The following is a 12,526-nucleotide window of genomic DNA, read 5'->3' on the forward strand; positions in this document are numbered from 1 at the left end:
TTAAGTGGCATTATTTAATAATAATTCAATCGAAAACTTATTAGCACAATTTTTTACTTTGAATCGCCATCACAAATTTAGCCACTCACTGTAAATCAATATCATCACTCTTTATACTTACGCTCAACCTCGGCCACTCTTTCGCAAAAATCTTCCAAGTGAGCGCGCATTTCAGCTTCGGCTCTGTCTTCATCCCCATCAACGACAGCCTGAACCAATTTATCATGTAAACCAGCAGGATGGATTTCGTCTGTAGGCGGTTTAAAGGTTAAGGTATTTTGACGTAATAACAACAGTAGTGACTTACTAATGGCTTCTAAGCAACGATTGCCGCAAATTTCGGCCAATACAAAATGCACTTGAGAACGCAAAAACACTGTGGTGGGGTATTCTAAGGTATCGTTTTCATGTTGATTGGCATCTTGCAGTTTTGCCGCTTGTTCAGCCGTGCAGTTTTTCGCAGCTAAACGAGCTACCTGTGGTTCGAGCAACATCCTAACCTGGACAATTTCAGGCAAAGACATTTTCCCCATAGTGAGTAGGTCTCTGCAGGCATCGCTTAAGCGTTCGTAGCCAATCTGTTTAACAAAGGCGCCGCCCATGGCTCCCTGACGAATCTCCACTAAACCACTTGCTTCGAGGATTTTTACAGCCTCTCTGACTACAGTGCGGCTGACCATAAACAGATCGATTAACTCTCGCTCCGAAGGAAGCTTATCTCCAGCTTTGTACCTGCCGTCAAAAATAGCTTCTTTTAGTTGCTGGCCAACTTCTGTCGATGCTCTTAGCTGCTTAACGGGTTTAAAGGTGTTCAAATTGTCATCTCGAATCAAAACTAGATTGAAATCTTAACATAAATCAGGCGAATGTCTGAATTTTCATTAGGTTAATTCTGATATTTATGAACTCTGGAGAGTTCTCGGTTTAAGATCATATCCAACCTATTAGGGTTTTGGTAAGCAATTGAATTTAATCGATTTTAAAATTTAAATATTCATTTAGGACTAGTACCTATTTTCGCCTAATTTGCAAATCAACCAACAGCTACATTAGAGATTAAAAAACATTCATTTTTGTTGATCTAAGTTACATCTACACGAATTTCGCAACTGAATTCTCATATTTCGAAACATCCCGTTGATGACATTATTCATACGTCATACATTTAACGTAAAGCTTTTGCGGCTTTTTAAAAGCCTAAAAATCGCTTTAGGCTACTAATAATAGGAAGAGATGATGATGAAAAAGTCTTATTTATCCTTGGTAGTGTTGTCTGCACTAGCGATACCCGCAGTCGCCGACACCAGTATCGACAAGATGTTCAGTGAAGGCACAGTAAAAGGTGAATTACGTCTTTTAGATTTCACCAAAGATTTTGATGAAGGTACCACTACCCAGCACACCACATCACTAGGTGGTCTGTTCTATTACAATACTGCAAAAGTGAATGGCTTGAGTATCGGGACGAGTTTTGCCTCTGCAAACCCCATTTGGGTTAACGACTCTGACGCGGTTTACAACTTAGTCGGTCGGGATGCCAATGGTGATCACCAGAGTGTCAATCGCATGCAGGAATATTATGTTCAAGGCGATTGGTGGAATACTCAATTTCGTTTAGGTGCTCAAGAGTTACGTACGCCAATGATGAACCCCCATGATATTCGCGCCATCCCGAAGACTTTCCGAGGTTTCTCCGCTGAAAACCACAGCATCGAAAATCTGACACTATCAGCACTCTATATCACCGATTCTATGGGATGGACTGATGAACGCTTTATCTCTGTGAGTGAAGCGGTAAAAGCTGAAGTTAAACGCAATACCGGCAATGTAGTGGATGTAGAAGATAATCCTGTGTATGCCATCGGTGCTAAATATCAATTGCCCTTCGATACAGTCAAAACTCAAATCAACCTGTGGCAGTACTATATGGAAGATGTGTTCCAACAGACCTATGCCAAGGTTAATCTGTCGACACAGTTGGGCAGCACTAATCTGTACTTCATTCCTTCCTACCTCAATCAACAAGCCACAGGTAATAAATCTGCCGGTGAGCTGGATACTTACCAATATGGCTTCCACCTAGGCGCTAAATTTGCTGGCGTGGATGCCACTTACATGTACGCTAAAACCGGTGACGATACTGTGCTGACGCCATGGGGCGACGACAAGGTTGTGATTCAACAGGTATACCAATCTGCACTCGCCAATGAAGAAGTCAACGCCTTAAAACTGGAATACGACTTCAGCCAAGTCGGTGCTAAGGGCCTAAGCGCCTATGCCTTCTACGGCGATTATGACTCACCGGAAAGTCTGAACGATTTTACCGAAACTAACTTCTCTGTGACCTATAAGTTTGGCGGTGTCTTTGAGGGCTTAGGTGTGAGAGCACGCTATGCAATGGTCGATTTTGACCAGAAGGAAGATCTCAACGATCTCCGCTTATACCTGACTTACAAGTTCGCTTTAGGTCATTAATTCGCGCGCTCCCATGCGCCTACTTACAGGGTGTATTAACGTCATTTGAATACACCCTTTTTTTAATCTTTATCACTTGGCTAACAAGCCGTTCGTCAGCTTTGACGTTAGAGCAAATCTTATGTCGTTGTAGATGGTGAAGAGCACCAAACGATATAGTCAACGGAGTAATGAAAATGAGTAAAGAATCGAGAGAAATTGACCAATACACTGCGAATGTTCTGCAAAATGGTCTATCGCGCCGAAGTTTTTTAACCCGAGCGGCGATCGGGACTGGGGGCTTAGCCTTTGCTGGATTAACAGGTTCTGCTAGCGCATCTCCTGTTTCTACACAAGCGCAGGAATACGCCCAAATTGGCCATGCTACGTTGGAGTTTATGCCAAAGCCAAGAGCCATCCCCGACAGTGAAATTGCATCGACCCAAACCTTCGATGTCGTTGTGGTCGGCGCGGGGGCATCGGGTGTTCCTGCAGCGCTTTCGGCGGCGGAAAATGGTGCTAAAGTCGCGGTATTGCAAAAACAGGCAATTCCCGTGGCTCAAGGTAACACTGGCTCTGGTCTAGATTTGAAGAAAAGCGATAAGGCGGGAATTGAAGCCTTGGTAAACCGCTTAATGGCCGACAACGCTCATCGCAGTCACCCTGCATTACTCAGAAGTTGGGCCTATAACTCAGGCGAGGCGGTATCTTGGGTTATTGACCGGGCAAAACAAGGCGGTGCATCCGTTGTTGACCAAGGCACTAAGCCACAACACGGTATTAAAGGCATTACCGAATATCCATTGGAATTTGTGACGTCTTATTTTGGCCCTAAACCCTATACCGCCGGTGATGGCATGCGTGCACTGGCTAAAACTGCCGAAAAAGCTGGGGTGAAGTTCTTCTTTAACACACCCGCTAACCAACTCATCCAAGATGAGAGCGGTAAAGTGATTGGTGTCATCGCCCAAAATCGTGATGGTAAATATCATAAGTTTATGGCTAAAAAGGGCGTGATTTTGGCTGCGGGTGACTACCAAAATAACAAAGCCATGTGTGACTTCTTCATTCCTGATCTGAAAAACTTCGAACGTAAGCAAATGGACCGCACGGGTGATGGTTTTGCGATGGCCTATTGGGCTGGTGGCGTCATTGAGCCTGCTGGGCACACTAAAATGCTCCACGACTTTGATGCGGGTCCTGCGGCTATGTGTGACATGCCATTCCTCGTGGTAAACCGTAAAGGGGAGCGTTTCGTCAACGAAGCCGTTGAAATGTCACTGATGAATAACTACTTGCGCAGCGAAGCTGACCAAGGTTGTTACTCTCAGGTTTTCGATTCTGACTATATGGAACAAGCTAAAAACTGGCCAGGAAAAGCCTACACTCCTGAAGAATTGAAGAACTATATGCCGGAAGATCCTTCAGAGAAGAAAGGCGTATTCCCATCACAAATCAATACCTTTGTGGCTAACACTCTAGAAGAACTTGCCGTGAAATTAGGTTGCGACCCTAAAACCTTTGTGAAAAATGTTAATCGTTACAACGAGCTATGCAAATCAGGTCGAGATGAGGACTTTGGTAAAGCGCCAAGCAAAATGGCTCCGGTGTTAAAGGCCCCATTCTATGGTATTCACCGCCGCATGCGTTTATCCGCGATCACCTCTGGTGTATTAGTTAACGAAAACCATCAAGCACTCGATGCCGATGGTAAGCCAATCGGTGGCTTGTTCATTGTCGGTAACATGGGGGGCGGTTTTTACGGTGGTGTTGACTATCCATTAACGGTATTTGGTCTGTCCTTAGGTCGTTGCTACACCTTCGGCTACTTAACCGGCAAGTTTGTCGCCAAGTTATAAGCCATAACGTCATCAATAGTGGTGCCTGCACATAAGGCATCCTTCAAAATGAATAACGGAATCACATCATGAAGAACTTAACTATTATTCTCTCACTGGCATTATGCCTATTTGCAGGCAGCACCTTTGCCGCAGAGCAGTTACTCGACCAAACTCACATGGCAAAAGGCTTAAAATGTACTAGCTGCCATCAGGGGGAAACTCGCGAAGCTGTGCCTATGTTGAAGTGTGTGCAATGCCATAACACTGCGAAATTGGCGGTAAAAACGGAGAATTTCAAACCCACTAATCCTCATAACAACCGTCACTTCAGTACCGAAACTGGCTGTGCTAAGTGTCATCATGTGCACCAAAAGTCTGAAAACTATTGCCAAGGTTGCCATTTAAAGTTTGATTTTGTGACACCATAATCCGATGTATCAGTAAATTGAAAACCACCTCTTCCCTGCCGAGGTGGTTTTCATCCCGAGTCAATCACGATAATCTACTGTATTTAGTGCAAATCAGCAGAGACACAAGATGGATGAGCAAGTGCTTCTAGATGCCATTGAATGTTCAAATATCAGTCGTTTGAATCACTACAAATTCGCAAGATGACTTTTAGCCCCATAACAACTACTAGAGGGGCCGCCGTGATCTGACTGATTTTCGCCAAATTCAACTTAACCGTTTATTTTAATTGGTATTTTTGATAAATTTATCTTTGGGGAATACAGATGACCTCAAAGCGCATACCAAACTCACTTTGGGACAAAACCTTGCTAGATTTTTTACTCTAATTCATTGGTTTCGGATTAATATTTGTAAGGCGATTATTGAGCGTTAGTATTAAACCCGATAAACAAGCCATCCATTTTCGTTGCATGAACTTAAGCGAATGATCTCCAAAAACTCATTTGGTCAAAACTCGCAGCAGACTGAGCAGTCCAAAACAGTAGAAGTGATCACTTGTGAACAGCGGAAGCGATCAATTGCGCCAGTGCCGCCAACTGGCGGCGCTGCCCCAAACTGCCCGCCCTGCTGGCAAACACTGATCACTTCTACCGGCAACGGCTGCCCAGACCGCTGGTCGGATTGCCCAAGTTTCAGGCAAGAAAAAGCCCCAAGTAAATGGGGCTGATTGGCAAAAAGAGTTAAGCCTGTCCTGTCTCTTTTTGCTGTCCTGTCTTTCTATAAAGTGTTATACCTGACCCATCATTTTCCCTTGGTAAATTTATGAGGAGAACCATCAGGATTGGGCTAGTTTTATCTACTTCCAAAGCCTAAGTTTTCTGTAGACCAATAGGTTACCGGATATTGTATTTCCGACTCCACATCGTACAAGAGCTGAGTGAACCCAAGAATTCCATTGGTACTTGAATAATATACTATCATTGGATCAGACGTAGCCATCTCACGTGATAAATTTATCACTTGAATTTTAAAAACTTCCTGTGAAATTCCAAAAAATTCAATTGTTTCCTTTCCTTTATTGATATATTTAAATCCCTTATGCTTCCACTCGGCGGCAGTTTTATCTTTTTTTTGTATTGCAAAATTAAACGTAATACTTTCAATACATATCCAATTATCATCGCAAGAGTCATATGGTGAGCCAGCATGCCCCCAAAAAAGTACTTTGGATTTAGTATCGATAGTAAAATTTTGACTAGCTACATTAAACGAATCTGCAACAATGTCTCTTTCTAGGTCTGAAGACCAACTCTTATAAATGTATTGATATTCATCAGCGCTCACTAATGTTGGTACTAAAACTGAGGCGATAAGGCAGCTAATTACAAGAAATTTATTGAAATTCATTTGATCACCATCAATATTCTTTTGGATAGACAGACTTAAGGAAACTATCGGCCATCCCCTCTCTACGTTTATCAGGAACACGTCGCAAGCCTCCATTTACAGAAGTCACGTTAACCCTTGGTATAGAATGAGCGATCTCATGAACAATTAGTCCCCTAATCGCATGAACGCCCGCATTTAAACTAACGTGATAACCACTTGCCACATTTGCTGGTGAACCGTTTTTATATGCATCATAGGCACCTCTATAGAATATAACATAGACTTTTTCGGCTACAATATTACCAGCGGCATCTTTAATAAATGTCGTTGTTGTTTTCGCTTCTGAACCATCTGCTGCATATTCATTCGTGTATGACCAAGTTGCCATTCTTAAACCATTGATTGCATGTTCAAGATCTGTAGATAGTTGTTCATTCCCGGAAGCAGTTGCGTCATTTATTCGTTCGACAAGACTAAAGTACTCATTAACAATCCCATTTTCTAATTCGTTAACAAAATCTTTCTCACCCTCTGATATCTCACCAACATCAGTGCCTCTAGAAGTTTTGTTAATACCAGCTCTTGAGCCTTTAGCTGTTACACCATCCCCACCACTCTTAGCAGCAGTCTGTTTCAAACTCCCCATATCAGACAAATTACCTGCACTGCTCATGGCATTTTGAATCCCTTGATGGGCACTCGCGCCATTGCCTTTGGTAATGTACATATTGCCCTGACTATCTTTGCCGACCGTACCGACGGTTTTACCATCTTTATCAGTAATATCTTGTGTCGTTCCACTTTCGATACTGTCGGCACAATCCTGAACATTATCTGTGGTCGCACAATACCCCGTCGGATCCGTCCCCGCCAGCGGGTTGTTCATTATGTAGGAATAGGGATTCACACTCTGGGTGCTGGTCGGGCTCTGGATCAGCGGGTCGACGCTGAGGAAGCGCCCGAGGTTGTAATCGTACACCCGGCCATTCATATGAATTAATCGGAATTGATTAACGAGCTGACTTTTAAAGAGCGCTATAAATACAATGAATTAATACAATATTCGCTTAATTGGGCAAACATTGAAATTACTTAGTGGATGGCTTGGGTAACTTTTTATTGTTCAAGAGATTATGGCAAATGACCCAAAAGTTGACCTTTTTAACTTTCGATGGACGGGTCGGTAAGGGATAAGCGCTTTCTACATGAAAACGCATTTTCCCTTGTTCCTTCCACACTCTAAACACGACTTGATAGAAAATCTCGTTTCCGTCATCGTCTTCAAGCTTACAGGTGCAATAGCGACTGTAGCCGCCGTGATAACAGAACTGCTCTGGTAAGGTCTCAAGGATAGTCGTCAGATGGAAAGATAACGCATATCTGGTGGGACAAAATGCTCTTGGATCTTTTGGTTTATGAGGGTATATCTGTGGGCCGTTGGGGTCTTTAGACTTATCCGGATCTACGGTAAAAACGTGATGTGACAGGGTGATATAAAGCGTATATTGCTCTTTCCGCTCAGGATGAATATAGGTGTGCTTTCTGGCAACCAAGTGATCAAAGTGAATTTCAGTTCCTTGGTAGGCGAATGGTCTCCAAAACTGGAATTCATTGTCGGCAAGATTAAAGAGGCGGTTTGAACTCATTGATTCTAATAGTTTTGTAAGGGCCAGAAATAACAAAGGCTCCAACGAGGGAGCCTTCGCCAAGTCAGACTTGGATTCAGAATGTCATTACCGGCCACTGCCTCGACCTTTGCAGGTTACGTGGTGTCATGCTTACGCATGTCTGCTGCACCATGACCATAGTCTCGCCCTTTTTGACGGGGCTGTCAATCCTTGCCTCTCGCTGCAGGATGCGTTCGATTATACACCTCACGTAATTTCGTCATACTGACATGCACGTATACCTGAGTGGTAGACAGGTCAGCATGGCCCAAGAACGCTTGAACATGGCGGATATCAGCACCATTGTCGACCATGTGCGTTGCCGCTGCATGACGGTACTGGTTGCAGGCTCCTGATTTTCGAACATCCGCCAACTTGATGTACTTGGCTACCAGTTCAGACAGTTGAGCTGCCCGAAATGGTTTACCGTTGTTTGCCAAGAATAACGCTTTGCCGGAATGCGCGTTTGCCAGTATAGGCCTAACTTCCCTCAAGTAGCGATAAATCCAAAGGCAAGTCTCTTTGGCAATCGGGACATACCTGTCTTTAAAGCCTTTTCCCTGGTTGACTCTGAGCTGGCATAGTTCAAAGTCAACATCGTCCAGCGCCAAGGTGCTTAGCTCAAATCGCCGAATACCAGAGGCATAATAAGTCGTCATAATGGCCGTATCCCTTACCCCTTTGAGACCATAATGCGCTGCCTGCTGTAGCACCTTTTTGACCTCTTGTTCACTCAGAACAGGCTTAGGTAGTCGCCTGCCATTCTTCGGAAGTTCAAAGCGTTCAGTACGATTAACTGACAGTACCTCCTTGATGAATAGGGTACGCATCATCACCTTTACAACGGTTAAGCGATTGCGGATTGTTGCACGGCATAACGGCTGACCGTCGAGTCTCTTGCGGAATTGGTTAAGGTACTGCTGATAGTTATCGAGCAGGTCAACATCGATACTGTTGATACTGAAGACTGCATGACTATCAGCCCATTGCTGAAAGAGTTGCAAACCTGCAGCTTTACTGACCACAGTATTCTCGCTCTGTCCCTTGGCACGGCATAACGCTAAGTAGTAATCGACGCTGCTAGAAAGCGTGTCGGATGTGGGTTTAGTGAGTAACATAGCGTTCCCCCCATACCATGATGTTAAACCACACTGGACGGGTATAAATACAGTACCTATACCAGAGAATAATCCTAGGTGCAGGTCGACTAGGGCAAGCTAACTTCACGCCACATGCCGCAATAATGGTTTCCCCCTCAAATACGGGTTCCACAATGCAGCCTCGGAAAATTTCATGACCACTGACTTTGATTAAGCCTAAGCGCCTTAACGCCCCGCGAAATCCGCCCCCCTCAAGCGTGTCAGAGGCTTGAACATAACGATTGAGTTTGCGGTCACAAAATCCAATCTGGAGGCGCTTGATATTCTCCATGCTTATTCCACGCCGCGCCAACTTCTGACAGGCATCGGCGTTTGCAAGCAGACGTTGATGATAAATATCAAAAAGCCGCTTGAGATACACGTTGTTGAGGTCAAGAGTGGCCTGCATCGGTTCAAATGCATCAATATGCATATCGATAGTCATATCTTGCCCTCCTTGACCGTTTTATATGACTTGCGCATCGATTCACCGTGTAATTCCAAACGATGGGCTCGGTGAATGATGCGATCCATAATGGCGTCAGCTAGGGTCGGCTCCCCAATATATTCATGCCATTTACTGACGGGCAATTGGGTCGTGATGATAAGTGAACCAGACTCAACCCGCTCTTCTATCAGCTCCAATAAATCCTGTCGGTTAAGGTCATTTAACGGGGCCATCGCCCAATCATCTAGCACCAGTAATTTGTATTTAGCCAGTCCACTGCGCAGTCTGGGCAAAGAGCCATCCCGATGAGCAATGGCTAATTCCTCCATCAATAAGTTGAATCGCTTATACAACACTGAAAAATTGAGTTTTATTGCTTGGTTGGCAAGCGCACAAGCAATCCAACTCTTACCAACGCCAGTCGGCCCTGTAATCAACAAAAACTGATTACGGGTAATCCACTCGCCATTAATCAGGGTGGCGAGATAGCCCTTATCAATCCCGCGCTTTGCTAGGTAGTCAATGTTCTCCACACAAGCCTGCCCCTGCTTCAGCTTTGCGGCTTTAAACAGCCGCTCCCGCTTTTTCTGCGACTTGTACTGGATCTCCTCACAAGTCAAAAATGCCAAAATATCGATGATGGGAAGCGTCACCATGTCGGGCGTCACGAGGACTTTTTTTAAGGCTTCACGCATCCCCGATAGACGCAGTTGTTGAAGGTTTTCAAAGACACTGTGTTCACTGCTCATTTTACTGCCCTCCATCGAAATAATAGCGAGCACCACGAACATTATGATGAAGTGGCAACTGGCCTTGAACGGGCGTCACGTCTCCTGCTGGCTCATCCAAACGGCATTGCAAGATGGAACGCACACTGCTGACGGTCAGCGACTGAATTTCACAGGCGCACTGACAAGCCCGTTCAAAACGTGAATGGCCGTATTGCCGAGCCAGTTTTTGCAATTTCGAACAGGCTTTGCAGCCCTGCAATGAATAGTCAGGTACACCATCAAACTGTGCCGATACCAAGGCTAAGGCGTGCTCGCCAATGGCTGTGGCCCATTGGGTAAAATGCGCTTTTGACTGTGCCGCATAGGCTTGATGGCTCTTAGGTCGGTGACTGTTCTCCGTGGTGGTGCCGCCTTGGACATCACTACGTAGGTGGACGGCAACTAACTTATGATGGAAGTAGATTTCGACTTTGTTTTGGCAGACTTTTACGTCCACCGTCAGGCCTGTCAGTTCAAAAGGCACGGAATACGCATGACCATGTACGTAGATATGATAATCCCGATTCACTTTTTGCAGATGCAACCAGCGACCAATATCAAAGGGCTGGTTCGGTATGGCTGATAACGCTGCACGTTCAGTTTGTTCAAACCGCTCACGGCGATTGCCCAGATAGCGCTTAAACGGGCGTTGATTCAACTGCTCTAGCAATTCAGCCATAGCCTGATTTATCTCAGCCACACTGAAAAAGCGACGGCGACGCAGCACCACAGTAATCCAACGAGTCACCAGTAACACACCAATTTCCGCTAAGGACTTATCCTGTGGACGTCGCACCCTCGCGGGGTCAATGACAAAGCCATAATGTTCAGCCAATTCTTGGTAACTGTGGTTGACCTCAGGGAACTTCCCAGGTCGGTTGACGGCCGATTTGAGATTGTCAGGTACCACCAACTGAGGAACACCACCCAAATAAGTGAACATTGCTTGATGCGCTTCCAGCCACTCTTCCAGTTTCTGAGAGCGCAGCGCTTTGGCGAACACTAGCTGTGAGTATCCCATCACCCCGACAAACATCTCCGCATAATGTGTTTCGCCTGTCTGCGGCTCAGTCCAAGCAATCCGTTTTCCGGCAAAATCGACAAAGCACACCTCGCCTGGAGCGTAATATTGTCGCATCGAGACGTCGATGGACTTGACGTATTGCCGATACCAGTGGGTAAACTGCGAATAACACAGGGCATCAGCGGGACGAATGCTGCGGTATTCCTCCCAGAGCTGAATAAGCGTTTGATGCTTGTCCTGCATCAGTTGATGAATATAAGCCCAGTCAGGTTGACGCTTAATACTGGCCGTAGACGTGATGAGGTGAAATCGATTCAGCAGCTGGTCATCGGAATCTTGCTCCAGCTCTGCAAGGGTTACAGCAGTTTCCCGTCGCTTACGACGATAGGTTCGCACTGTATTAGGCGAGATGCCCACAAGCTGAGCAATCCGCCGATTAGAGTAGTTAGTAGTGGTGAGCAAACATAGCAGTTGCCGTAATCTCTGTATATTCATGGTGACTTCCTTCATTTCAAAATGATTGAAATCAAGGCACGTACATACCCACGCTTCGGCCTCAGGCCGAAACTTGACAGTCTGGCATGGGAAAGCTTTAATGAAGTTGTCGAGGTCCGAAATTCGACAATTTCAGAAAAAGTCAGCATCTACCCAATGCTGGCTTTTTCACTTTCAGTGCCTTGGAAATAATGCACAAACAGTTAGTTACATGTCGATAGACTTCTCCTCAGTTGAATATTGATGTTCAATGCGTTGTTTAGCCAACCAAAGCGCAATGTCCTTCACCAGAGCAAATCTTCCTCTCCTTCCCGATATCGTAAAAAGTTCAACAGGAAATGTTGGCTGAGACATGTGCTTTCGCAATGAATGGATACTTCTATAGCCCATCGCGTTCGCTAGCTTTTCGCCAGTTAACAATGGCGAGGCGAAGCGGTGCATCAATTCACGCTCTAACTCAAAAGCCAGTGTATCCACATCACCTCCGAGCTTTTTATTCATGCTGCAACCTACTTCGATTGGGTGGGAATAACTAAGAATACAAAGCCAAGCTAAACTTGCATAAGGCTTTCTTTTTCAATTAAAGGCACGAGTTTATGAGTGTAGAAAACAGTAAATACCTTCTTTATCAATTTGTTGTATTGCTAGTAAAAAGTTTGCAATGCCAATTGCAAACTTTATTTCCCCCATGTACAACTTCGAAAATTACCTTTCGCTAAGCCGAGAGACTAAATCACTGGCAACGCGCTATTGGTGTGCTTCCCCCTGTGTCAGGATTGTTGTCACCCCTAAATAATCATTATTTTTAAAGACAGGGTGCGGCAAAAGAGAACAAAATGGCTCGGTATTCACCAGAACGTAAAGAGGCGATCCTTAAAAAATTATTAC

At 44.9% G+C, this 12,526-nt stretch carries 12 protein-coding genes; 3 read left to right on the forward strand and 9 right to left on the reverse strand.

The annotated features are described in order from the left end of the window. Positions 1-104 precede the first annotated feature (104 nt). Positions 105-815 carry a FadR/GntR family transcriptional regulator gene (locus B5P39_RS17485; RefSeq protein ID WP_088212428.1) on the reverse strand — a complete coding sequence of 237 codons (711 nt, stop codon included), beginning with the start codon at positions 813-815 and terminating at the stop codon, positions 105-107. Between the two features lie 418 nt (positions 816-1,233). Here B5P39_RS17485 and B5P39_RS17490 point away from each other — a divergent pair, with 418 nt between their 5' ends. The 3 genes from B5P39_RS17490 (at position 1,234) to B5P39_RS17500 (ending at position 4,723) form a co-directional block, all read left to right on the forward strand. Beyond that, positions 1,234-2,475 (forward strand): OprD family outer membrane porin, encoded by a 1,242-nt coding sequence (locus B5P39_RS17490; protein ID WP_176399983.1) that lies wholly within the window; start codon positions 1,234-1,236, stop codon positions 2,473-2,475. A gap of 176 nt (positions 2,476-2,651) precedes the next feature. Further along, entirely contained in the window at positions 2,652-4,313 is a 1,662-nt protein-coding gene (locus B5P39_RS17495; RefSeq protein ID WP_088212430.1) for an FAD-dependent oxidoreductase, read from the forward strand. Between the two features lie 68 nt (positions 4,314-4,381). Next, positions 4,382-4,723: a cytochrome c3 family protein gene (locus tag B5P39_RS17500; protein WP_088212431.1), complete on the forward strand. Its 342-nt coding sequence runs from the start codon at positions 4,382-4,384 to the stop codon at positions 4,721-4,723. Between the two features lie 835 nt (positions 4,724-5,558). On the opposite strand, the gene B5P39_RS17510 is transcribed toward B5P39_RS17500, so the two are convergent. The 8 genes from B5P39_RS17510 to B5P39_RS17545 all read right to left on the reverse strand — a co-directional run bounded on the left by B5P39_RS17510 (position 5,559) and on the right by B5P39_RS17545 (position 12,139). Beyond that, positions 5,559-6,113: a hypothetical protein gene (locus tag B5P39_RS17510; RefSeq protein WP_088212433.1), complete on the reverse strand. Its 555-nt coding sequence runs from the start codon at positions 6,111-6,113 to the stop codon at positions 5,559-5,561. A gap of 10 nt (positions 6,114-6,123) precedes the next feature. Next, positions 6,124-7,074, reverse strand: a complete 951-nt coding sequence (locus B5P39_RS17515) for an RHS repeat-associated core domain-containing protein (protein ID WP_441347618.1) — start codon at positions 7,072-7,074, stop codon at positions 6,124-6,126. Positions 7,075-7,183: 109 nt separating this feature from the next. Next, on the reverse strand, positions 7,184-7,786 hold the full coding sequence (locus B5P39_RS17520; RefSeq protein ID WP_254915803.1) for a hypothetical protein: 603 nt from the start codon (positions 7,784-7,786) through the stop codon (positions 7,184-7,186). 140 nt (positions 7,787-7,926) lie between these two features. After that, a complete protein-coding gene (locus B5P39_RS17525; RefSeq protein ID WP_088212435.1) occupies positions 7,927-8,880 on the reverse strand; it encodes a tyrosine-type recombinase/integrase in 954 nt (317 codons plus the stop codon). Continuing rightward, positions 8,867-9,346: a hypothetical protein gene (locus tag B5P39_RS17530; RefSeq protein WP_088212436.1), complete on the reverse strand. Its 480-nt coding sequence runs from the start codon at positions 9,344-9,346 to the stop codon at positions 8,867-8,869. Before B5P39_RS17530 ends, B5P39_RS17525 begins: the two co-directional genes overlap by 14 nt. Then, entirely contained in the window at positions 9,343-10,098 is a 756-nt protein-coding gene (gene istB / locus B5P39_RS17535) for an IS21-like element helper ATPase IstB (protein ID WP_088212437.1), read from the reverse strand. The genes B5P39_RS17530 and istB overlap by 4 nt, the downstream gene beginning before the upstream one ends. Position 10,099: 1 nt before the next feature. Continuing rightward, entirely contained in the window at positions 10,100-11,638 is a 1,539-nt protein-coding gene (gene istA / locus B5P39_RS17540) for an IS21 family transposase (RefSeq protein WP_088212438.1), read from the reverse strand. 207 nt (positions 11,639-11,845) lie between these two features. Continuing rightward, on the reverse strand, positions 11,846-12,139 hold the full coding sequence (locus tag B5P39_RS17545) for a hypothetical protein (RefSeq protein ID WP_088212439.1): 294 nt from the start codon (positions 12,137-12,139) through the stop codon (positions 11,846-11,848). Positions 12,140-12,526: the final 387 nt, after the last annotated feature.

It is taken from the genome of Shewanella sp. Shew256, from assembly GCF_002196695.1.
In the GTDB taxonomy this organism is placed as follows: Bacteria; Pseudomonadota; Gammaproteobacteria; order Enterobacterales; family Shewanellaceae; genus Shewanella; species Shewanella mangrovisoli.